The following is a 22,558-nucleotide window of genomic DNA, read 5'->3' on the forward strand; positions in this document are numbered from 1 at the left end:
GCGCCCGCATTCAAGGTCCTACATCTCCGCATTCACGACTATCCTGGAGCAGATTTTTACTGTGATCTCAGGCATCCTCATGTCTCTAAACGATCCCAAATGGGGTAAGGGCAGCGGTGACAACCGCGGCGGCGATGGCAATCAGGGGCCTCCCGACCTCGACGAGCTGTGGCGCGATTTCAATCGGCGTCTGTCCGGCATGTTCGGCAAGACCCCCGGGCGGGGTGGCGGCTCCGGCGACGGTGATGGCGGCGGCAGCAAGTTCCCCGAGTTCAATTCCCGGCAGTTCGGTGGTGGCATCGGCCTGATCGCGGCGTTCGTTGCCGTGATCTGGCTCGCCAGCGGCTTTTACATTGTCGACGCTAGCCAGCGTGGTGTCGTGCTGCAGTTCGGGCGCTTCCAGGAATCCACCGAGCCTGGCCTGCGCTGGCGTCTGCCTTACCCGATCCAGTCCCACGAGCTGGTGAACCTCACCGGCGTGCGCACCGTCGAGATCGGCTATCGCGGCTCCGAGCGCAACAAGGTGCTGAAAGAGGCGCTGATGCTCACCGATGATGAAAACATCGTGAACATCCAGTTTGCCGTCCAGTACGTCCTCAAGGACCCGCAGCAGTACTTGTTCAACAACCGTAACGCCGACGACTCCGTGATCCAGGCGGCCGAAACCGCGGTGCGCGAGATCGTGGGCAAGAGCAAGATGGACTTCGTGCTCTACGAGGGCCGTGAGCAGGTGGCGGCCAACGCCCAGAAGCTCACCCAGGACATCCTCGATCGCTACGCCACCGGGATCCAGGTGAGCAAGGTGACGATGCAGAACGCCCAGCCGCCCGAGCAGGTGCAGGCCGCCTTCGACGATGCCGTGAAGGCCGGCCAGGACCGGGAGCGTCAGAAGAACGAAGGCCAGGCCTACGCCAACGACGTGATTCCGAGGGCCCGCGGTGCGGCGTCCCGCCTGATCGAAGAGGCCGATGCCTACAAGGGCAGGGTGGTTGCCCAGGCTGAGGGCGATGCGTCGCGCTTCAAGCAGGTGTACACCGAGTACGCCAAGGCGCCCGAGGTGACCCGCCAGCGCATGTACATCGAGACGATGCAGCAGGTCTTCTCCAACACCTCCAAGGTGATGGTGGACTCCCGTGGCAGCGGTAATTTGCTGTATTTGCCCCTCGACAAGCTGATGCAGAGCACCGCTTCGCCAGCGGCCAGCGCGCCTGTCGCCGAAGCCTTGCCGCAGGCCGGTCGCCCCGCCGCCGCGGCCGAGAGCAACATCTCGCCGCCGCGCGTCGACGCCTTGTCGGGCGAGGCGCGCAGCACCCGTGAGTCGATTCGTAACCGTGAGCGGGGAGAGCGCTGATGCGTGAACGTTTGCCTTTGTTTGCCGGCGTCGGGCTGTTCGTCTTCGCCATCCTGTCGATGAGCCTGTTCACCGTCGATCAGCGCCAGCACGCGCTGGTGTTCCAGCTGGGCGAGGTCAAGGAGCAGATCAGTGAGCCGGGGCTGCATTTCAAGATCCCGCTGATCCAGAACGTCCGCTACTTCGACAAGCGCATCCTGACCCTCGACACCACCGAGCCGGAGCGTTTCATTACCTCCGAAAAGAAGAACGTGCTGGTCGATCTGTTCGTCAAGTGGCGGATCGTCGATCCCAAGCTGTACTACATCTCGGTGGGCGGCGATGAAGCCCGCGCCAAGACGCGCCTCGAACAGACGGTCAATGCCGGCCTGCGCGAGGAGTTCGGCAAGCGCACCGTTCATGAGGTGGTGTCCGGCGAGCGCGACCGGATCATGGACGACATGCGGATCAAGGCCGACCAGGACTCCCGCAAGATCGGCGTGCAGATCGTTGATGTTCGCCTGAAGCGTGTCGACCTGCCGTCCGAAGTCTCCGAGTCGGTCTATCGCCGCATGGAGGCCGAGCGCAAGCGGGTGGCCAACGAGCTGCGTTCCCAGGGTGGTGCCGAAGCCGAAAAGATCAAGGCCGATGCCGACAAGCAGCGCGAGGTGATCATCGCCGAAGCCTACCGCCAGGCCCAGATCGTCAAGGGTGAGGGTGACGCCAAGGCGTCGGCCATCTACGCCCAGGCCTTTGGCCAGAGCCCGGAGTTCTACGCCTTTTACCGGAGCCTTGAGGCCTACCGGAGCAGCTTCAAGAGCAAGGCCGACCTGATGGTCGTCGAGCCTAACTCCGAGTTCTTCAAGTATCTCAAGGGGGCAGGCGCTCGTTCGGCGCCGGCATCCGATGCCGCAAAGGGTGCCAAGAGCACCAAATAAATGGGGCGCACCCTTCTTCTTGCGTTCGCGCTGATGCTGGTGCTCGAGGGGGTGATCCCCTTCGTCGCGCCAGCCACCTGGCGCGAGACCTTCAGCCGGCTGATCCGCATGGCCGACGGGCAGATCCGCTTCGTCGGCTTTGCGTCGATGCTCGCCGGCCTCGTCATCCTGATTGTTTTTTCCTGAGGCGCCTTACCCATGTTGCGTTGGGTTCTACCCGAATATATCCAGGACGCTCTGCCCGCCGAGGCGGCGAAGCTGGAAGATCTGCGCCGCCGATTGCTCGATGATTTCCGTCTGAACGGCTACCAGCTGGTTGCGCCGCCGCTGCTCGAATATCTCGAGTCGCTGCTGACCGGTGCTGGCCAGGATCTGCAGCTCAAGACCCTCAAGCTGGTCGACCAGCTGTCCGGCCGTTTGATGGGGGTGCGTGCCGACATCACGCCGCAGGTGGCCCGTATCGATGCGCACCTGCTCAACCGCAAGGGTGTGGCGCGGCTGTGTTACTGCGGCAGCGTGGCCCATGCGGTCCCGTCGTCGTTGACCGCTACCCGCGAACCCCTGCAACTGGGCGCAGAGCTCTATGGGCACGCCGGTATCGAAGCAGACGCCGAGGTCATTCGCCTGCTCGCCGAGGCCCTGCAGACGGCCGGGGTCGGAACCTCCCGGATCGACCTGGGCCATGTGGGTATCTTCAAGGCGCTGGCCCAGACGGCCGGCTTGCTGCCCCAGAAGGAAGAGGCGCTGTTCGATTGTCTGCAGTCCAAGGATCTGCCAGGGCTGCGTGAGCTGCTAGTCGAGGCGCCCGAGGGCGTCCGTGCGGCCCTCCTGGCCCTGCCGACCCTCTACGGTGGCGTCGATGTTTTGGCGCGCGCCCGCGAAGTGTTGCCCCGTCAGCCCGAGATCGTGGCTGCGCTGGATGATCTGCAGGAGCTGGCGAGCCGTCTGGCCGGTCTGCCGATCAGTTTCGATCTGGCGGATCTGCGCGGCTATCATTACCACAGCGGTGTGGTGTTTGCGGCTTACGGCGGCAATTCGCCGGTGGCCCTGGCTTTGGGCGGGCGCTACGACAGCGTCGGTCGGGCCTTCGGGCGCGGTCGTCCGGCCACTGGTTTCAGTCTTGATTTGCGGGAGCTCGCGGCCCAGGTGCCCGACCCCGTGGCGGCAGGCGCAATCCTGGCGCCGGCAGGGGGAGAGGCGGGCCTCTCCGCAACCATCGCCGCGCTACGCGCTGGCGGTGAAAACGTAATGATCGAATTGCCCGGCCATGAAGGCACGTGGCGTGAGGCCGGCTGCGACCGGCGTCTGGTTCTGCGGGGCGGTGCCTGGCAGGTCGAACCGCTTCAGGGAGAGTAAGAAGAATGGCAAAGAACGTAGTCGTGGTGGGCACCCAGTGGGGTGACGAAGGCAAGGGCAAGATCGTCGATTGGCTGACCGATCATGCCCAGGGCGTGGTGCGCTTTCAGGGCGGCCACAACGCCGGCCATACGCTGGTGGTCGGCACCACCGAATACAAGCTCAATCTCGTCCCGTCGGGCATCGTGCGTGAAGGCGTCGAATGCTACATCGGCAACGGCGTGGTGCTCGATGTGCACCATCTGCTCGCTGAAGTCCGCGGCCTCGAGGCTGGCGGCATCAAGGTGCGCGAGCGCCTCAAGATCAGCCCGGGCTGCCCCGTCATCCTCGGTTACCACTCGGCCCTCGATCGGGCCCGTGAGGCGAAGAAGAGTGCCGGTGCCAAGATCGGCACGACCGGCAAGGGCATCGGCCCGACCTACGAAGACAAGGTCGCGCGCCGGGCGCTGCGGGTCTACGACCTCTTCGACCCGAAGCGCTTTGCCGAAAAGCTGGCCGAGAACCTCGAATACCACAACTTCGTGCTGACCCAGCACCTGGGCGCCGACCCGGTGGATTTTCAGACGGTCTTCGACGAGGCGATGGCCGATGCCGAAGAGATCCGTCCTATGGTCACCGATGTTTCGGCCGACCTCTACGCGATCAACAAGGCGGGCGGCAACCTGCTGTTCGAAGGTGCCCAGGGCACGCTGCTCGACATCGACCACGGCACCTATCCCTTCGTCACCTCCAGCAACTGCGTGGCGGGCCAGGCGGCGGCGGGTTCCGGTGTCGGCCCCGGCCGGCTGCACTACGTGCTGGGCATCACCAAGGCTTACTGCACGCGCGTCGGCGGTGGCCCGTTCCCGACCGAGCTCGACTTTGAAACGCCGGGAACGCCGGGCTACCAGATGTCCACCGTCGGGCGTGAGTTCGGCACCGTGACGGGCCGCAAGCGTCGCTGTGGCTGGCTGGATCTGGCCGCGCTGAAGCGCTCCATCATCATCAACGGCGTGTCGGGCCTGTGCATCACCAAGCTCGACGTGCTCGACGGCCTGTCCGAACTCAAGCTGTGCACCGGCTACATGCTGGACGGCAAGCGTATCGACCTGCTGCCCATGGGCTCCGAGGAAGTCGTGCGCTGCGAGCCTATCCTCGAGACGATGCCGGGCTGGTCGGGCACCACCTTTGGTGCGCGCACCTGGGATGCCTTGCCGCCGGAAGCGCGAGCCTACCTGCACCGGATCGAGGAGATCTGCGAGGTGTCCATCGATGTGATCTCGACGGGCCCCGAGCGGGACGAAACCATTCTCAAGCGTCACCCCTTCGGCGTCTGATCGGGCTGCCGGCCATGTGATTCCGGGTGAGCGGCCCTTGCCGGGCTGTCCGGAATCACGCTGCGCAGGGCAGGGCCGGCATCCGCCATGTTTCCTTCAGGGTCCGGCCTTGTTTGATCGGATACGACGGACGAAAAAAAACCGATCAAACTTGACCGGTTTTTATCTTGGTGCCCAGAAGAGGACTCGAACCTCCACGCCTCGCGGCACTAGTACCTGAAACTAGCGCGTCTACCAATTTCGCCATCTGGGCAGCGATGGGCGCCATTATAGATTAGAAAGATCCCGTGTCAAGTTCAAAAGCAAAAAACACAAAAAAGCCAAGCAAATTCCGCCAGAGCGATCCGTTCTACGAGCGGGAGTGCCAGAAGTACGATTTCCCCTTGCCGAGCCGGGAGTTCATTACGCAGGTGCTCACCGAGCGCGGAGTGCCCTTGCCCTTCGGTGAGCTCGCCGATGCGATGGACATCCTGCCGGTCGAGCGCGAATTCTTCGAGCGCCGCATGTTCGCCATGGAGCGTGACGGGCAGGTGATCCGCAACCGCCGCGGCGCCTATCTGCTGCCGGCCAAGGCCGACCTGATCCGCGGCACCGTCCAGGGCCATCCGGATGGCTACGGCTTCGTGGTCACCGACGATGAGGGCGCCGACATCTTCCTCGGCCCCAACGAGATGCGCGAAGTGCTCCACGGCGACCGGGTGATGGTGCGTGTCGCCGGCCTTGATCGGCGCGGTCGCCCGGAGGGCAAGCTCGTCGAGGTGCTCGAGCGGGCCAATACGCGCATCGTCGGGCGGGTGCTCGTCGAAAACGGCGTGACCCTGGTGGTGCCCGAGAACCGGCGGATCTCCCAGGAGATCCTGCTGGCGCCGGGCGTCAAGGCGAAGAAGGTGGTGGCAGGCCAGGTGGTGGTGGTCGAGCTCGTCGAGCAGCCCACGCGCTACGCCCAGCCCATCGGCAAGGTCGTCGAGATCCTCGGCAACTACGCCGATCCGGGCATGGAGATCGAGATCGCGCTGCGCAAGCACGAGCTGCCCTGCGAGTTTTCCAGCGCCGCCAAGGACCAGACCCGGCGCCTGCCCGACGCCGTCCGCAAGTCCGACTGGAAGGGCCGTGAGGATCTCACCGCGCTGCCGCTGGTGACGATCGACGGCGAGACCGCCCGGGACTTCGACGATGCGGTGTTCTGCGAGCGCCAGGGCCGCGGCTTCCGCCTTGTGGTGGCGATCGCCGATGTGTCCCATTACGTGAAGGTCGGCTCGGCGCTCGACGGCGAGGCCTACGATCGGGGCAACTCGGTGTATTTCCCGCGCCGGGTGATCCCGATGCTGCCCGAGAAGCTGTCCAACGGCCTGTGCTCGCTCAACCCGCAGGTGGAGCGCCTGTGTATGGTGTGTGACATGGCGATCTCGACGACCGGCGCGATCAAGCAGTTCCGCTTCTATCCGGCTGTGATGTTCTCGAAGGCGCGCCTCACCTACAACCAGGTCGCCGCGGCGCTCTACGAGCAGGACGCGGCGGCGATCGAGAGCGTGGGCGAGCTGCTCCCGCACCTGCAGAACCTCGACAAGCTGTTCCGCGTGCTCTTGAAGGCCCGGGCCAAGCGCGGCGCGATCGACTTCGAGACCCAGGAAACCCGCATGATCTTCGACGAGAACGGGAAGATCGCCCAGATCGTGCCGGAGAAACGCAACGACGCCCACCGCCTGATCGAGGAGTGCATGCTGGCCGCCAACGTGTGCGCCTCCGAGTTCCTGCAGACCCACGAGCACGCGGCCCTGTACCGGGTGCACGAGGGCCCGACGCCCGAGAAGCTGGCCAAGCTGCGTGAGTTCTTCGCCGAGTTCGGTCTGCAGCTGGGCGGGGGCGAGGAGCCCCGCGCCGGCGATTACGCCCGCCTGCTCGAGAAGATCCAGGGCCGGCCCGACCTGCAGCTGCTGCAGACGGTGATGCTGCGCTCCCTTCGCCAGGCCATGTACAGCCCCGACAACGTGGGCCACTTCGGCCTGGCCTACGAGGCCTACACCCACTTCACCTCACCGATCCGGCGCTACCCCGACCTCCTCGTGCATCGGGCGATCAAGGCCGTCCTGGCCGCCGACAAGTACCAGCCGGCCCAGGAGGCGGGCGACTGGGAGCAGATCGGCCTGCATTGCTCGATGACCGAAAGGCGCGCCGACGAGGCCGACCGGGACGTGGAGAACTGGCTCAAGTGCTACTACATGCAGGATCGCATCGGCGAGGAATTCGACGGCAGCGTTTCGTCGGTGGTACCTTTCGGCCTTTTTGTCGCGCTGGACGACGTGTTCGTCGAGGGCCTCGTGCATATCTCCGATCTCGGCAGCGACTATTTCCACTACGACGACGCCCATCACTCCCTCGTCGGCGAGCGCACCGGCGAGCGTTACCGCCTGTCCGATCGGGTGCGGGTGCAGTTGGTGCGGGTGAATATGGAGGCCAGCAAGATCGACTTCCGGCTCATCGCCGGCCCGGCGCGGGTGACCGAGAGAGTCGGCAAGACGGCTCGCGAGAAGCTTGCGCCCGAGTCGCTTCCGCCCGCATCCGACGCACCGGCAAAGCCGCGCCGCCGGGCGGCCAAGGCAGAGGCGGTCGAAGTGGCGCAGCCCGTCGATAAGCCGAAGAAGGCCAAGGCCGCCGCCAAGCCGCGTGCTCCGGCCGACAGCAAGGCCGATGCCAAGCCGGCAAAGACAAAGAAGCCGGGCAAGACTTCCCTTGCCGGTGCAAAGAAGAAAGCGAAAACCAGTGTCTGAAACTGCAAGTTCCCGTCTCATCTACGGCTTTCATGCCGTTCTGGCCAAGCTGCGTCACGATCCCGAGGCGATCTTCGAGATCTACGTGGACGCCAAGCGTACCGACCCGCGCGCCCGCGATCTGCTACGCCATGCGGAGCAGCTGTCCACCCGCGTGGTGCCTTCCGACGGCGAGCGCCTCGACCGCATGGTTGGCACGCGTCGTCACCAGGGCGTCGTGGCCCGCATCGACGGGCGCCGCAAGGAGCTCAAGCTGGCCGACGTGCTCGACGGCCTTGATGAACCGGCGCTCTTCCTGGTGCTCGACGGCATCCAGGACCCCCACAACCTCGGCGCCTGCCTGCGGGTGGCCGATGCGGCCGGCGCCCACGCCGTGATCGCCCCCAAGGACAAGGCCGTGGGCCTCAACGCGACGGCGGTGAAGGTGGCCAGCGGGGCCGCCGACACCGTGCCCTACATCACCGTGACCAACCTCGCCCGGGCGCTGCGCGAGATGCAGGAGGCCGGCGTGTGGGTGCTGGGCGCGGCGGGAGAGGCCGAGAAATCGATCTACACCGTCGACCAGAAGGGCTCGATCGCCTGGGTGCTGGGCGCCGAGGGCGATGGACTGCGGCGGCTCACCCGGGAAACCTGCGACGAGCTGGTCCGCATCCCGATGTACGGCACCGTCGAGAGCCTGAATGTGTCGGTGGCCAGCGGCCTGTGCCTGTTCGAGGCGCGCCGGCAGCGCGCCGGCTGAGCAGCGCAGAAGGGGCGCCGGGTGAAGGTCGACTATTCTGAAGTCCGCCGGTTGCTCCGCCTTGGCGCGCCTGGTGCCTTGGGCACCCACTCTGCCAGCGTGGAGGGGTATCCGTTCGTCAGCAACGTGCCCTATGTGCTCGATGGGTGCTGCCGGCCCTTGTTTCTGTTGAGTGGTCTGGCGGAGCACACGCGCAACCTGCTGGCAGACCCCCGTGCCAGTCTGTTGGTGCTTGAGGGGGAGGGCGGACGTCTCGATCAGGGGCGGGTCACGCTGCTCGGCAGGGTGCTGCCGGCGACCCTCGACGAAGCCGCGCAGGCACGCTATCTGCGGTACCAGCCCCAGGCTGCCGACTATCTCGCCCTCGGCGACTTCCGCTTCTTCCGCATGGAGCCGGCGAGGGCGCGCTTCATCGGTGGCTTTGGGCGGATGGGCTGGGTGGACGCGTGCCCGCCGCCGGCCCAGCTCGATTCACGCACCGAAGCCAGGCTGCTGGATGCGCTCGGTACGCTCGCGCCCGCCGGGGTGAGTGTGCTCGGGCTTGATTTCGAAGGGCTGGATGTGCGGATCTGCGGGGTGTCCCGTCGTCTCGGGCCCCTGCCGTCGGCGCAGGATGCCGAGGGCCTGTTTGCGCTTGCTGCCGACTGCTTGCGTCGGGCGGCGGCTCAGCCGCCCGATTCAGGCGTGATGGCCGCCTGAAGCGCCTGCGCTCAGTCGACGCGGTTCAGCTTGTCCATGTACTGTTTGGTGAACACCCGGTCGGGGAGATCCTTCTCGCTCATCTGGGAATAACGAAGGGTCGACACGTCGCCCTTGCGCAGGGAGTCTTCCATGATGAGCAGGGTTGGTCGGGTGCGACCGCCAAGGCTCTGGAATTTCTCGTAGCGGCATACCTTCAGCAGCCGATCGGAAAGCGAGTAGAACTCGGCCTTGTGCGGCCAGTTGTTGGACTGGCGCACCCAGTACAGCACCTTGCCGTAGGTCACGCCCCGTTCTGCGGCGGTAAGTTCGAGCACGTGCATCTTTTCACCGTCGATGGTTTCGGTGCGCAGGATTTTGGGTTCATAGTCACCCGAAAAGTTGGCACGCGCCAGGTCGCCGTTGGCCACCTGACCGGTGAGGCGCTGGGCGAGGGAGAGCCGCACGGGTTGTGAGATGTTGGGCATGAAGACCCACAGGTCACGCCCGCGCATCAGCATCGCCTGGCCCCGGTCGGAAGCGGGTTCGAGGGTCTGGACGATGGTGTTCTGGTTACCCTTGGAGAGCACCTTGTACTTGCGCTCGTCGGGCTGCTCGCCGGGGCTGGTGGAGACGATGTCGATGGTCACCTGGAAACCCTCTGCCGGAAAGCGGATTTCGTCGGCCTTGGCGACGATGCTGCGCGCCAGCTCGGCGTCGTCGGCAGCCAGACTGGCGCCCCCCGTCAGCAGTGTCATCGCGGCGAACAGGGTAACGAAGCAGCCGGCTCGGCGGCGTGAAAGGGAAATTTTTAGGCTCATGGTGTTATCCTTTGGACGCAAATAACATAGATCGGTGAGGCGATGCCAATTACGAACGATGGCGCTGTCGGCGAATCACAAAAAATGATCATTGAGATCAAGGACGTCAGCAAGGTCTACCGTCTGGGTGATCAGAATGTCCGCGCGCTCAAGCACGTTAATCTGAAGGTTGGGGAGGGCCGCTTCATGGCGATCGCAGGATCGTCCGGAAGCGGCAAGTCTACCCTTTTGAACATCATGGGGTGCATCGATACACCCAGCAAGGGCAAGGTGATCATCGATGGTCGGGATGTGTCCGGCCAGTCGCCCGACGAACTTGCCGAGATCCGTGCGAGAACCATCGGCTTCGTCTTTCAGACCTTTAACCTGCTGCCCGTCCTGTCGGCCGAGGAGAACGTGGAGTATCCGCTGCTGCAGATGCCCGAGATCAGTCGGGAAGAGCGCAGGGAGCGGGTTCACACCTACCTGGGCATCGTCGGGCTCGGCAAGTACGCCAGCCATCGACCGAACCAGCTGTCGGGTGGCCAGCGCCAGCGGGTCGCGATTGCGCGTGCCCTGGTGACCAACTCCCGGGTCGTTCTCGCCGACGAGCCTACGGCCAACCTCGATCGCACCACCGGAGCGGGGATTCTCGACCTCATGCAGAAGATCAACGTCGAACGCGGCACGACCTTCGTCTTCTCCACCCACGACAGGCGGGTCATGGAGCGGGCCGATACCCAGGTCCGGATGGAGGATGGGCGGATATTGAAGCTCGGGTTAAGGCGCCCCGACGAGACGACTTTCAAGTTTGTTTTCGATAAGAGCAAGGATAAGGATGAGGCTGGCCCGGAGATCGACCCCGATGCCTGAGCGCCTCGGCGAAACACGTAAAAACGCTGGAGCATGACCAATGACTCATATTTTTCGCCACACTGCCGTGGCGTGTTCGATGATGCTGTGCGTGGCGGCAGCCCAGGCTGCCGACGATGAACTCGAGCTCGAAGAGGCGACAGAGGCGACCCCCAAGACCTCCGGGATCCTGCAGTTCGACGTGGCGCGCACCTACGCGCGTCCTGAGCACTGGTCCATGGCCCGTGCCCGTGCCGAACTCACCGCCCAGGGCGGCAGCCAGGGGCTGAAGTGGAAGATCTCCGGCCGCGCCGACGCTGATGCGGTATTCGCCATCGACTCGGGCTTCTATCCGGATGCGGTGCGCCGCGACCAGCAATATCAGTTCGACCTGCGTGAAACCTACCTCGACTTTTCCGCCGGCGACGTGGATATCCGGCTCGGCCGCCAGCACATCGTGTGGGGCGAGATGGTCGGCCTGTTCTTCGCCGACGTGGTCTCTGCCCGGGATCTGCGCAGCTTCTACCTGCCGGAGTTCGAGCAGCTGCGGATCCCCCAGTGGGCAGCGCGGGCCGAATACTATTTTGGCGACACCCACGCCGAGCTGGTCTGGATTCCCGTCCCCAGCTACGACCGGATCGGCAAGCCCGGCGCCGAGTTCTACCCCATGCAACTTCCCCAGGGCACGCGGATGCGGGGTGAAGTCAAGCCCGACAACACCCTCGCCAACAGCAACTGGGGTGCCCGCCTGTCGCGGCAGTTCGGCGGCTGGGATATGTCCGGCTTCTACTACCGCAGCCTCGACGTTGCCCAGACCTTTTACCAGGTCGGCAGCTTCGGCAACGAGTTCGAGCCCCGCCACGACCGCATCACCCAGATCGGCGGCACGATGGCCAAGGACTTCGGCGAATTCGTGCTGAAGGGCGAGCTGGTGCACGCCCGCGGACGCAAGTACAACACCTTCAATCCGGCACTGAACCCGGATGGGCTGGTGGCGCAGAACACCATGGATTACGCGTTCGGGGTCGACATCCCGGCCTTCCGGGATGGTCGTGTGAACCTGCAGTATTTTGGCCGCCGCACCTTCGACCTCAACCCGGCGATCGGGCTTGAGCGGGTCGAGGACGGGGCGAGCATCCTTCTGAACACCAAGCTCGCGAAGGCCTGGGAAGGCGAGATGCTCTTCGTCTCGATGCTCAAGCGCACCGATTTCATGTTCCGGCCGCGGGTCATCTGGTCTGCGAGCAAGAGCTGGCGGCTGGTGTTTGGTGCGGACGTGTTCGGTGGTGACGCCACGGGTGCTTTCGGCCGATATTCGGATCGGGACAGGGTCTATACCGAAGCGCGCTGGTCCTTCTAGAACACATCGTCGTTCGGCTATCATCCGCGCCGGGCCTTACCCGGTGCAGATTTTTAACGTCCCTCCATGGCGAAGTCATGTACCCTTTCCAGGGTTGCGTGACGTTTTTCTCCGGGCGGGTGTGCCGTCTGCCGTAATATCCGCATGTTATCGTTCAAAGGCTGAAATACGGCCGCAATCAGGGGAAGTAGCTTATGAAACGTTTTTTGACGACAGGCTTGCTGGCCTGTGCCCTGGCAGGTCTGGCCGGCTGTGCCACGACCTATCCGCCGGCTCCGGCAACCGCTGATAATGCCGATTACAACTATCTGATCGGTCCTGGCGATAACGTGAACATCGTCGTCTGGCGCAACCCGGAGCTGTCCATGTCGGTTGCCGTGCGGCCGGATGGCAAGATCACCGCGCCGCTGGTCGAGGATCTCCCGGCTGCAGGCCGTGATTCCACGACCCTGGCCCGTGAAATCGAGCAGGCGCTGGGCAAGTACATCCGCGACCCGGTCGTGACCGTGATCGTCGGCGGCTTCGTCGGGCCGTATTCCCAGCAGATCCGCGTGATCGGCGAGGCGGCCAGGCCGCAGACCCTGCCCTATCGCCAGAAGATGTCGATGCTTGACGTGATGATCGCGGTGGGCGGCATCACCGATTTCGCCGATGGCAACCGCGCCACCCTTCTGCGGACCTCCGAGGGCAACAAGCAGTATTCGGTCCGTCTGAAGGACCTCGTCAAGCGCGGCGATGTGTCGGCCAACGTCGAGCTGAAGCCGGGCGACGTGCTCATCATTCCGCAGAGCTGGTTCTGAACTTTCACTTGATTTCCTCCCCGGCCCGAGTGCCGGGGAGGCTGCATTCGGATTCTCCCAATGGAAGATATATTGAGACAGCTGTCGGTGATTCTCCGCGGCATGTGGCTCTATCGCTGGTGGGGCCTGGCCGCTGCGTGGATCGTGGGTCCGATTGCGGCGGCGGCGGTCTATCTGCAGCCTGACCGTTATGAGGCTTCGGCGCGCGTCTACGTTGACACCCAGTCCATCCTCAAGCCGCTGATGTCCGGCCTGGCGGTGCAGCCCAACGTCGACCAGCAGATCAACATCCTCAGCCGAACCCTCATCAGCCGTCCCAACGTCGAGAAGCTGATCCGCATGGCCGACCTGGATCTTGCGGCCAAGACCAAAGAGGAGCGTGAGGCCTTGATCGTCTCGGTAACCAAGGCGCTGCAGATCCGCGAAGCGGGGCGTGACAACATTTACACGCTGGCCTACACCGACACCGATGCCCAGCGGGCCAAGCGGGTTGTCCAGTCGATGGTGTCGATCTTCGTCGAGTCCGGGCTGGGGGATAAGCGCAAGGACTCCGACACCGCCCGGCGCTTCATCGAGGATCAGATCAAGGCCTACGAGCAGCGGCTGGTGGATGCAGAGAACAGACTCAAGGAGTACAAGCTGCGCAACATGAGCACGGTGGGGTCGGGCGCGCCGGATTATTTCCGCAAGGTGGCCGATGCCACCGAGCAGCTCAACCAGGCACGGCTTGCGCTGCGTGAGGCAGAAAACTCCCGCGATGCCCTGAAGCGGCAGTTCTCCGGTGAAGACTCGATGATCCTGCCCGAGCGCATGTCCAGCGCGTCCCTGGCCAGCGTCTCGGTTCCCGAACTCGATGGGCGCATCGAGTCCCAGAAAAAGTCGCTCGATGCCCTGCTGCTGAGATACACCGACCAGCACCCGGATGTGGTGGCGGCGCGCAAGCTCATCGAGGAGCTCGAGGCCCAGAAATCCCAGGAAATCCAGATTCGCCGCAAGACCATGGGTAACGGCCCGGCGATGGCTGGGGCTGGCGCCAGCCCGGTCATGCAGCAGATGAAGATTGCGCTGGGCGAGGCCGAAGCCAACGTGGCTTCGCTCAAGGCCCGCGTCAGCGAATACGAGAGCCGGGTTCAGCAGCTCGCCGCCGCATCGCGGATGCTGCCGCAGCTCGAGACCGAATACACCCAGCTCAACCGGGACTACGACGTCAACAAGAAAAACTACGATGCGCTGGTGGCCCGTCGGGAGTCGGCGACCATGGCCGTCGAGATGGGGGCGACCTCGGGGGTTGCAGATTTCCGTCTGATCGACCCGCCCACGGTGCCGGCCAAGCCCTCCGCGCCCAACCGGCTGCTCCTGATGCCCGGCGCGGGGGTTCTGGCACTGCTGCTGGGCGCCGCCGTCAGCTTCCTGATCAGCCAGATCCGCCCGATCTTCACGGACACCCAGGTCCTGCGTGAGGTGACCGGGCTCGCGGTGCTCGGCGCCGTCAGCATGATCGCTGATCCGGACCGGATGCGCGTACAGCGTCGTGGGCGGATCGTCTTTCTCGGCGGGGTCGGGGCACTTGTCGGTTTGTTTGGCGCAATGACTGTCTGGCTCTTGCTGGCCAGGATGGGTTGAGAGGCGAACATGAGCATTATTGAAAAAGCGGTCGAGCGACTCGAACAACTCCAGCGCGCAAACGCCGGGCAGGCGGCGCCCGAGGCCGCTGCGCCGGTCGACGCAACGCCCGCGCCGGTTCGGCAGGCTTCGGCCTTCGCCGCGGAGCCCCCGAAACCGGTGGCAGAAGCGCCCGCCGCGCCCGCTCCGGTCGCGGCGCGTACGCCCGCGCCTGCCGCCGCAGCCCGCCCGGGCAACCCGGCCCAGAGCATCGAGATCGATCTCGATCGCCTGCATTCGATCGGCGCCGTGACGCCCAACGCTCCGCGCTCGCTGATCGGCGACGAGTTCCGGATCGTCAAACGCCCGCTGCTGCGCAACGTGCAGGGCAAGGGCGCCGCGGCGATCGACAACGCCAACCTGATCATGATCACGAGCTCCCTGCCCGGAGAGGGCAAGAGCTTCAGCTCCATCAACCTGGCCATCAGCATGGCGATGGAGCTCGACCACACCGTGCTGCTGATCGATGCGGACGTCTCGCGTCCGTCGGTGCTCAACATCCTCGGCCTGCCGCCGAAGAAGGGCCTGATGGATGTGCTCACCAACCCGGACATCCAGCTGGGTGATGTGCTGCTCAAGACCAACATCGAAAAGCTGAGCCTCCTGCCGGCCGGTACGCCTCACCCCCGGGCCACCGAGCTGCTGGCCAGCGATGCCATGAACAATCTGCTCGACGAGCTCGCCGTGCGGTATTCCGACCGGATCATCGTCTTCGATTCGCCCCCGCTGCTGGTCACCACCGAATCCCGGGTGCTGGCGACGCACATGGGCCAGATCGTGATGGTGGTCGAGTCCAACAAGACGACCCAGGCCGCGGTCAAGCAGGCGCTGTCCACCATCGAGTCCTGCCCCGTCAAGCTGATGCTGCTCAACAAGGCGGCTCACTCGGGCGCCGGTGCCTATGGTTATGGCTATGGTTACGGCTACGGTTACGGCCACAACCCGAAGGAGAACGCGTGAGAACCCCCGCTTCCGGTCGCTCACGGCGGCAGTCCGACGCCTGGCGCCTGGCGGCCCTCTGTGCCCCCCTGGGGCTGATGGCTGCATCCCCGGTGCTGGCGCAGCAGCAAACGTTCAGGGTCATGCCGTCCGTTCGTTTCACCGAGACGATCACCGACAACGCAGGCTTGCGTAACGCGGGCGAGACGAAGACGGACTGGATCACCCAGATCAGCCCGGGGCTCAGTGTCGATGCGCGCGGCGCCCGGGTCACCGGATCGTTTTCGGCATCGGTCAATGCGATCCATTACGGCAATGGCACCTCCGCTGATTCGACCAACCTGGCGTTCAACGGCAGAGGCAACATCATGGCCCTGGAGAATCGTCTGTATGTCGATCTCAACGGGTCGGTGAGCCGCATGGCCACCTCGGTCTTCGGTGCGAGGCCCGCGGACACGGTGACCGGCATCAACCAGACCCAGGTGAGCGTTTTCAACATCAGCCCCTACTTCACGACCCGTTTCGGCAACACCGGCTCTCTGCAGTTGCGCTACACGCAGGGCGTCTCCGACTCCGGCAGTACGGCGATGGCCAAGACTACCTCACAAAGCTGGGCGCTCAGCGCTTCAGACCCTCGCATGACGGGTCGCCTGGGCTGGGGCTTGAATGTCCTCGACCAGACCAGCGACAACAGCGCCTCCTCACGCCAGCTCAAGCAACAGACGGCGCGCCTGACCGGCATGGCCCAGGTGATGCCGGAGCTCATGCTGCGCCTCATCGTCGGCGCAGAATCCAACAATTACCGGATAAGCAACCAGAGCAGCTCGATCTATGGCGCGGGTGCCGACTGGACGCCGACACCGCGCACGCGTGTTGCGGCAACCGTCGAAGACCGTTTTTTCGGCACCGGCTACACCCTGGCCGCCGATCACCGGTCGTCGCAGATGGTTTACCGGGCCAGCTTTAGCAAGGATGCCACGACAACGAGCAACTCGATGCTGAGCCCGCTGTCGTACGCCGATTTCTTTTTTGAGCCTCTGATGCGCCAGTACGCATCCCTCTACCCCAACGTTGCCGAGCGGGAGGCTTTTGTGCGGCAGTTGCTTGCCAGCATGCCGCAGGGGCAGGTGTACCAGCCCGTCCTCACCAACGCGACCTTCCTCGACAAACGGCTCCAGGTGGGCGCCACCTACCTCGGCCAGCGCAACTCCCTTGGGCTGGTGGTGTTCCAGTCGTTGCGGGACAGCCTTGTCGAACGGGATTTTGCCGTGAGCAACGATCTGCAGGCGGGCTCGCAACTGCGGACGACGGGAGCCACCCTCACGCTCAGCCATCAGGTCACCGGGCTGACCAACCTCAATGCGTCCTTCAGCTCGACCCGCAGCCGCAACGAAGGTCTCGTGAGCCAGAGTTCGGACTCGCGCCTGCTGACCGTCGGCGTCTCGTCCCGACTGACGCCCAAGGCAACCGGCATGTTGAACGCGCGCCGCAACGAGGGTTCCTACTCCACCAGCGACTATACCGAAAACGCGGTGATCGGCAGCCTCGCAATCCAATTCTGAGCATCTCATGTACGAAGCCTATTTCGGGCTGCGAGGCAAGCCCTTCCAGCTCAACCCGGACCCCTCCTTCTTCTATGGCAGTCGCGGCCACCGCCGCGCCATGGCCTATCTCGAATACGGGCTGCATCAGAACGAAGGCTTCATCGTCATCACCGGCGAGGTCGGGGCAGGCAAGACGCTGCTGGTGCGCAGCCTCCTCGAAAAGCTCGACCCCAAGAAGATCGTGGCCGCCAATCTGGTGAGCACCCAGATCGACGCGGACGACACCCTTCGTCTGGTGGCGGCGGCCTTTGGTATCCCCAGCAAGCACCTCACCAAGAGCGACCTGCTGCTCGCCATCGAGGCTTTCCTGGTGTCCACCACCGCAGCCGGCAAGCGGGCCCTCCTGATCGTCGATGAAGCCCAGAACCTCACGCCCCAGGCGGTCGAGGAGCTGCGGATGCTCTCCAATTTCCAGCTCGAAGACCACGCGCTGCTGCAGAGCTTCCTCGTCGGGCAGCCCGAGTTTCGCGCCATCATGCAGAGCCCGGAGATGGTGCAGCTGCGCCAGCGCGTGATCGCCTCCTATCACCTGGGGCCGCTGGATCTGCAGGAAACCCACGCCTACATCGAACACCGTCTGTCTTGTGTCGGCTGGAAGGGCAACCCCAGCTTCGACCAGGAGGCCATGCGCGAGATCTTCAACGTCAGTCAGGGCATTCCGCGGCGCATCAATGCCGTGTGCGACCGCATCATGCTCGGCGCCTTCCTCGGCGAGCAGCGCCGCGTCAGCGTTGACCTCGTCAATCAGATCTCGGCCGAGATGCGCGAGGAGCAGGTCACGCCGGCTGCGCTGCAGACCGACGCATTTTCGCCCCGGCCCGCAGCCGTCGTCGAGGCCTCGACAGCCGGAATCGACCTGCAGCGCCTGCTGGCCAACCCCGAGGCCGCCAAGGTGCTGGCGGGGGCAGGGGCGGCCTTCGATACGGCGCGCTTCGAAGAGCGCCTGGCCGTCCTCGAACGGACGCTGTCGACCACCCTCAATGCCCTCGGGCAGCTACTCAAGGCGGCCCAGCAGCAGGCGACGACAACCGAAAGCGGAGGGCAGGGCAAGTGAGCGCACCCACCACCCAGACCCGCGAGCCTATCGTCAATGCGCTGACGATCGACGTCGAAGACTATTTTCAGGTGTCCGCGCTGGCCAGCCATTTCCCCAAGGATCGCTGGAGTTCCACCGAGTGCCGGGTCGAGCGCAACGTGCATCGCATCCTCGAGCTGATGCACCAGCACGAGGCCAAGGGCACCTTCTTCACCCTGGGCTGGATCGCCGAGCGCTATCCCAAGCTGGTGCGCCTGATCGCCATGGAAGGGCATGAGATCGCCAGCCACGGCTACGGCCACGAGCGGGCCAGCGACCAGACGCCCGAAGCCTTCCTGGCCGACATCCAGCTGGCCAAGGTGGTGCTCGAAGACATCGCCGACTGCGAGGTGCGGGGCTACCGCGCGCCGAGTTTCTCGGTGGGCTATTCCAACCCCTGGGCCCACGACTGCATCGAGGCAGCGGGCTACGCCTACAGCTCCAGCGTGTATCCGGTCAAGCACGACCACTACGGCGTGCCCGACGCGCCGCGCTTTCCCTACCCGGTCGCCAAAGGGCTGCTCGAGATCCCCATCACCACCGTGCGCCGGTTCGGCCGCAACTGGCCGGTGGGCGGCGGTGGATACTTCCGCCTGCTGCCTTACCCGGTTTCGGCGTGGGGCATCCGCAAGGTCAACGCCGAAGACCGTCGTCCGGCCATCTTCTATTTCCACCCCTGGGAGATCGATCCCGGCCAGCCGGTGGTCAAGGAAGCGAGCGCCAAGACCCGCTTCCGCCACTACGTGAATCTCGAGCACACCGAAGCGCGTCTCGAGCGCCTCCTGCAGGATTTCGCATGGGGGCGGATGGACGACGTGTTTCTCTCCGCAACTAGAATTTGAGTCTGGGTTTCGCATGGTTTCTGTCGTAAAAGTACGCCCCTACGAGGCGGGGGACGCCTCGCGCTGGAACGCCTTCGTGTTTGGCTGCCCGGACGCGACCTTCTTTCATCGCATCGAGTGGCGCGACATCATGGAGTCGGTGTTCCGGCACCGTACCCACTACCTCCTCGCCGAGCGTGACGGGCAGATCGTCGCGGTGCTGCCGCTGGTCGAGGTCAAGAGCCGGCTGTTCGGCCACGCCATGACCTCCCTGCCGTTTGCGGTCTATGGCGGCATTGCCGGCAGCGACGCCGAGGCCGTCGACGCCCTCGACGAGGCCGCCGACGCGCTGTCGCGCAAGGCCGGGGTGCAGCACCTCGAGTATCGCAACCTCACCGAGCGCCACCCCGACTGGCCGCGCCAGGAGGTTTACGTCACCTTTCGCAAGGAGATCCTCGCCGACGAAGAGGCCAACATGCTGGCGATCCCCCGCAAGCAGCGGGCGATGGTGCGCAAGGGCATCAAGAACGGCCTCGTCTGCGAGATCGACAGCAACGTCGACCGCTTCTTCGCGCTGTACTCCGACAACGTGCTGCGCCACGGCACGCCGGCCCTGCCGAAACGTTTCTTTGAAACCCTGATGAGGGTTTTCGGGCAGGATTGCGAGGTGATGACGATTACCTCGCCCGAGGGCAAGCTGCTTTCCACCGTGTTGACCTTCTACTTCCGGGACGAAGTGCTGCCCTATTACGCCGGCGACGACCTCGCTGCGCGCGAGCTGGCGGCCAACGACTTCAAGTACTGGGAGCTCATGCGCCGTGCCTGCGCCCGCGGCTACAAGATCTTCGATTACGGTCGCAGCAAGATCGGGACGGGCCCGTACAGCTTCAAGAAGAACTGGGGCTTCGAGCCCTTGCCCTTGTCCTACGAATACCGGCTCTACAAGCGCGACGAGGTGCCCCAGAACAACCCGCTCAACCCCAAGTACCGGGCTTTCATCGCCATGTGGCGGCGCCTGCCGCTGGCCGTGGCCAACACGATCGGGCCGCACATCGTTCGTAATCTCGGGTGAGCCCGGTGGCAGACGACCGCAGCCCGCTGCTCTACCTGGTTCATCGCATTCCTTTTCCGCCCAACAAGGGCGACAAGGTCCGGTCCTTCAACATCCTGCGTCAGCTGGCGCGGCGGCATCGGGTGTTCCTCGGCACCTTCGTGGATCATCCGGACGACGCGGCCCATGTGGGCCGCCTCGCCGAGTGGTGCGAGGAGAGCCATGTGGTCCGCCTGGATCCGCGCCTCGCGCGGGTGCTCAGCTTGCGTGGCCTGCTCGGCGGCGAGGCCCTCAGCCTGCCTTATTACCGCGATGCCGGCCTGCGGCAGTGGGTGGCCGACGTCGTGGCCCGGGAGGGCATCCGCCAGGCTGTCGCGTTCTCCGGCCCCATGGCCCAGTACCTCGACGTGCCCGGCCTTGACCGGCGGATCATCGATTTCTGCGATCTCGATTCCGCCAAATGGACCCAATACGCCCCCGACCATCGCTGGCCGATGTCGTGGCTGTACCGGCGCGAGGGCGCAAAGCTCCTCGCCTTCGAGCGCCAGGCCGCCGCGGCCGGCGACGCCAGCCTGTTCGTCACGGAGGCCGAGGCCCAGCTCTTCCGGCAGGCCGCGCCCGAGGTGGCGGGGCGGGTCGGCGTGATGCAGAACGGCGTCGACGCCGATTATTTCAGCCCTGACCATACCTTCGACAGCCCCTTTCCGCCGGGCGGGCCGGTGCTGCTGTTCACCGGCGCGATGGATTACTGGCCGAACATCGATGCGGTGGTCTGGTTCGCCGGCGAGCTGCTGCCCAAGGTGCGCCAGCAGTTTCCCGACGCCCGCTTCTGGATCGTAGGCATGAATCCCGCGCCGGCGGTTCAGGCGCTGGCGGCCGAGGGAGTCGTCGTGACCGGCACGGTGCCCGACGTGCGGCCCTATCTGGCCCACGCCGACGTGGTCGTCACGCCGCTGCGGATTGCCCGCGGGATCCAGAACAAGGTGCTCGAGGCGATGGCCATGGCGCAGCCGGTCGTGATTTCTTCGGCATCCGCCACCGGGCTCGAGGCCTCGCCGGGTGAGGATTGTGAGATTGCCCACAGTGGGGATGAATTCGTTTCGCTTATCGTTGGCTTGCTCGCTGATGTAATATTGCGCCGCAACATGGGGCAGGCCGCCCGAAAGCGGGTCGTCACCCGTTATAGTTGGGGGGCACACCTGTCGGCCCTCGAAAAACTGCTGGCCGCCCCCTCCGAACCCACCGCGCAGCCCCGCCCGAAAGCGTCATGACCGACCCGCGCCCCCTAGTGATCCATGTGGTTTTCAGCTTCGATGTCGGAGGCCTCGAGAACGGGATCGTCAATCTGCTCAACCACATGCCGGCAGAGCACTTTCGGCACAAGATCGTGGCGCTGACCCGCTGTGTGCCGTCGTTCTGTGAACGCGTCCGGCGCTCCGACGTCGAGTTCGTCTCGCTGCACAAGCCTGCGGGCCACGGCTTGAAGCTGTATCCGGCGCTGTTCCGGATGTTCCGCGAAGAGAAGCCGGCGATCGTCCACACCCGTAACCTGGCCGCGCTCGAGATGGTCGTGCCGGCCTGGCTGGCCGGGGTGCCCGTGCGTATCCATGGGGAGCATGGCTGGGACAGCTTCGATCGGGAGGGGACGAGCCGGAAGTACCGCCTCGTCCGCAAGCTGTATTCGCCCTTCGTGTCCCACTACGTGGCGCTGTCGCGCAAGATCGAGAGCTACCTGCTGGACAAGGTCGGCGTTGGCGCGCGCCGCGTGAAGCGCATCTGCAACGGCGTCGACGCCCGGCGCTTCGTGCCGGCGGCGCCTCGCCGCGTGTTGCCCGGCTCACCCTTCGACGCACCGGAGCTGATGGTGTTCGGCGCGGTCGGCCGCCTCCAGGCCGTCAAGGACCACGCCAACCTGATCCGCGCCTTTGCCCGGATGATCCGTGGTGACGCTGAGGCCGCAAGGCGGGCGCGCCTGATGATCGTCGGTGGCGGCCCGCTCCAGGGTGAGCTCGAAGCCCTGGTGCGTGCCGAGGGGCTCGAAGGCCACGTCTGGCTCACCGGCGAGCGCTCTGACATTCCCGACGCGATGGGGGCGATGAACGTTTTCGTGATGCCGTCCCTGTCGGAAGGCATCTCCAATACCGTGCTCGAGGCCATGGCCTCCGGTCTGCCGGTGATTGCCACCAACGTCGGCGGCAACCCCGAACTCGTGGCCGATGACCATAACGGCCTGCTCGTGCCCGCGGCGGATCCGGCCGCGCTTTCCGCCGCCATGATGGCCCTGTTCCGGACGCCCGGGCGGGTGACGGCCATGGGGCAGGCGGGGCGCGAGCGGGTCCTGCAGGAGTTCAGCCTCGACGCCATGGTCGGGTCTTACCTGTCCCTTTATCAGGCGCTGCTCCCGGAGAGCGCTGGCGCATCCCTGGCGGCGGTTCAATCCGGCAAAAGCCCTTCCCTGAAAGCATAAAC

The 22,558-nt window shown here is 64.9% G+C and carries 20 protein-coding genes and 1 tRNA gene; 19 read left to right on the plus strand and 2 right to left on the minus strand.

The genetic code is table 11. The annotated features are described in order from the left end of the window. Nucleotides 1-79 precede the first annotated feature (79 nt). From hflK to ZRA01_RS00520, 5 genes are read left to right on the plus strand one after another with little or no spacing between them, the layout of a single operon-like run. A complete protein-coding gene (hflK, locus tag ZRA01_RS00500; protein ID WP_141348785.1) occupies nucleotides 80-1,351 on the plus strand; it encodes an FtsH protease activity modulator HflK in 1,272 nt (423 codons plus the stop codon). Then, nucleotides 1,351-2,268, plus strand: coding sequence for a protease modulator HflC (gene hflC, locus ZRA01_RS00505; protein ID WP_141348786.1), 918 nt, complete (start codon nucleotides 1,351-1,353; stop codon nucleotides 2,266-2,268). Before hflK ends, hflC begins: the two co-directional genes overlap by 1 nt. Then, the gene (locus tag ZRA01_RS00510; RefSeq protein WP_141348787.1) at nucleotides 2,269-2,454 is read left to right on the plus strand and encodes a DUF2065 domain-containing protein; all 186 of its coding nucleotides are present in this window, start codon (nucleotides 2,269-2,271) and stop codon (nucleotides 2,452-2,454) included. Between the two features lie 15 nt (nucleotides 2,455-2,469). Beyond that, nucleotides 2,470-3,624, plus strand: a complete 1,155-nt coding sequence (locus ZRA01_RS00515) for an ATP phosphoribosyltransferase regulatory subunit (RefSeq protein ID WP_141348848.1) — start codon at nucleotides 2,470-2,472, stop codon at nucleotides 3,622-3,624. 5 nt (nucleotides 3,625-3,629) lie between these two features. After that, nucleotides 3,630-4,940, plus strand: coding sequence for an adenylosuccinate synthase (locus ZRA01_RS00520; protein WP_141348788.1), 1,311 nt, complete (start codon nucleotides 3,630-3,632; stop codon nucleotides 4,938-4,940). Between the two features lie 168 nt (nucleotides 4,941-5,108). Here the strand turns inward: ZRA01_RS00520 and ZRA01_RS00525 are convergent. After that, nucleotides 5,109-5,193, minus strand: a tRNA-Leu gene (locus tag ZRA01_RS00525). 175 nt (nucleotides 5,194-5,368) lie between these two features. Here ZRA01_RS00525 and rnr point away from each other — a divergent pair. From rnr to ZRA01_RS00540, 3 genes are read left to right on the plus strand one after another with little or no spacing between them, the layout of a single operon-like run. Continuing rightward, nucleotides 5,369-7,708, plus strand: coding sequence for a ribonuclease R (rnr, locus tag ZRA01_RS00530; protein ID WP_371859280.1), 2,340 nt, complete (start codon nucleotides 5,369-5,371; stop codon nucleotides 7,706-7,708). Beyond that, complete coding sequence (gene rlmB / locus ZRA01_RS00535; protein WP_246093237.1) at nucleotides 7,701-8,447, plus strand: 23S rRNA (guanosine(2251)-2'-O)-methyltransferase RlmB; 747 nt, start codon at nucleotides 7,701-7,703, stop codon at nucleotides 8,445-8,447. Before rnr ends, rlmB begins: the two co-directional genes overlap by 8 nt. A 21-nt stretch (nucleotides 8,448-8,468) precedes the next feature. Next, nucleotides 8,469-9,146, plus strand: coding sequence for a HugZ family pyridoxamine 5'-phosphate oxidase (locus tag ZRA01_RS00540; protein ID WP_141348791.1), 678 nt, complete (start codon nucleotides 8,469-8,471; stop codon nucleotides 9,144-9,146). 11 nt (nucleotides 9,147-9,157) lie between these two features. On the opposite strand, the gene ZRA01_RS00545 is transcribed toward ZRA01_RS00540, so the two are convergent. Further along, the gene (locus ZRA01_RS00545; protein WP_141348792.1) at nucleotides 9,158-9,946 is read right to left on the minus strand and encodes an outer membrane lipoprotein-sorting protein; all 789 of its coding nucleotides are present in this window, start codon (nucleotides 9,944-9,946) and stop codon (nucleotides 9,158-9,160) included. Between the two features lie 84 nt (nucleotides 9,947-10,030). Here ZRA01_RS00545 and ZRA01_RS00550 point away from each other — a divergent pair, with 84 nt between their 5' ends. The 11 genes from ZRA01_RS00550 (at nucleotide 10,031) to ZRA01_RS00600 (ending at nucleotide 22,556) form a co-directional block, all read left to right on the plus strand. Continuing rightward, on the plus strand, nucleotides 10,031-10,798 hold the full coding sequence (locus tag ZRA01_RS00550; RefSeq protein ID WP_141348793.1) for an ABC transporter ATP-binding protein: 768 nt from the start codon (nucleotides 10,031-10,033) through the stop codon (nucleotides 10,796-10,798). 40 nt (nucleotides 10,799-10,838) lie between these two features. Continuing rightward, on the plus strand, nucleotides 10,839-12,137 hold the full coding sequence (locus ZRA01_RS00555) for a DUF1302 family protein (protein ID WP_141348794.1): 1,299 nt from the start codon (nucleotides 10,839-10,841) through the stop codon (nucleotides 12,135-12,137). Between the two features lie 194 nt (nucleotides 12,138-12,331). Beyond that, nucleotides 12,332-12,937, plus strand: coding sequence for an XrtA/PEP-CTERM system exopolysaccharide export protein (locus ZRA01_RS00560; protein WP_170182859.1), 606 nt, complete (start codon nucleotides 12,332-12,334; stop codon nucleotides 12,935-12,937). A gap of 60 nt (nucleotides 12,938-12,997) precedes the next feature. Further along, on the plus strand, nucleotides 12,998-14,560 hold the full coding sequence (locus ZRA01_RS00565; protein WP_141348795.1) for an XrtA system polysaccharide chain length determinant: 1,563 nt from the start codon (nucleotides 12,998-13,000) through the stop codon (nucleotides 14,558-14,560). Between the two features lie 9 nt (nucleotides 14,561-14,569). Then, nucleotides 14,570-15,559, plus strand: a complete 990-nt coding sequence (locus ZRA01_RS00570) for an XrtA-associated tyrosine autokinase (RefSeq protein WP_141348796.1) — start codon at nucleotides 14,570-14,572, stop codon at nucleotides 15,557-15,559. Then, nucleotides 15,556-17,100, plus strand: a complete 1,545-nt coding sequence (locus ZRA01_RS00575; RefSeq protein ID WP_141348797.1) for a TIGR03016 family PEP-CTERM system-associated outer membrane protein — start codon at nucleotides 15,556-15,558, stop codon at nucleotides 17,098-17,100. The genes ZRA01_RS00570 and ZRA01_RS00575 overlap by 4 nt, the downstream gene beginning before the upstream one ends. A 7-nt stretch (nucleotides 17,101-17,107) precedes the next feature. Then, the gene (locus ZRA01_RS00580) at nucleotides 17,108-18,196 is read left to right on the plus strand and encodes an XrtA/PEP-CTERM system-associated ATPase (protein WP_141348798.1); all 1,089 of its coding nucleotides are present in this window, start codon (nucleotides 17,108-17,110) and stop codon (nucleotides 18,194-18,196) included. Beyond that, nucleotides 18,193-19,059: an XrtA system polysaccharide deacetylase gene (locus tag ZRA01_RS00585; RefSeq protein ID WP_174851573.1), complete on the plus strand. Its 867-nt coding sequence runs from the start codon at nucleotides 18,193-18,195 to the stop codon at nucleotides 19,057-19,059. The genes ZRA01_RS00580 and ZRA01_RS00585 overlap by 4 nt, the downstream gene beginning before the upstream one ends. 13 nt (nucleotides 19,060-19,072) lie before the next feature. Further along, on the plus strand, nucleotides 19,073-20,110 hold the full coding sequence (locus tag ZRA01_RS00590; RefSeq protein WP_141348799.1) for a FemAB family XrtA/PEP-CTERM system-associated protein: 1,038 nt from the start codon (nucleotides 19,073-19,075) through the stop codon (nucleotides 20,108-20,110). Between the two features lie 5 nt (nucleotides 20,111-20,115). Continuing rightward, nucleotides 20,116-21,360 carry a TIGR03087 family PEP-CTERM/XrtA system glycosyltransferase gene (locus ZRA01_RS00595; protein WP_141348800.1) on the plus strand — a complete coding sequence of 415 codons (1,245 nt, stop codon included), beginning with the start codon at nucleotides 20,116-20,118 and terminating at the stop codon, nucleotides 21,358-21,360. Then, nucleotides 21,357-22,556: a TIGR03088 family PEP-CTERM/XrtA system glycosyltransferase gene (locus tag ZRA01_RS00600; RefSeq protein ID WP_141348801.1), complete on the plus strand. Its 1,200-nt coding sequence runs from the start codon at nucleotides 21,357-21,359 to the stop codon at nucleotides 22,554-22,556. Before ZRA01_RS00595 ends, ZRA01_RS00600 begins: the two co-directional genes overlap by 4 nt. Nucleotides 22,557-22,558: the final 2 nt, after the last annotated feature.

The organism is Zoogloea ramigera (assembly GCF_006539865.1).
In the GTDB taxonomy this organism is placed as follows: domain Bacteria; phylum Pseudomonadota; class Gammaproteobacteria; order Burkholderiales; family Rhodocyclaceae; genus Zoogloea; species Zoogloea ramigera.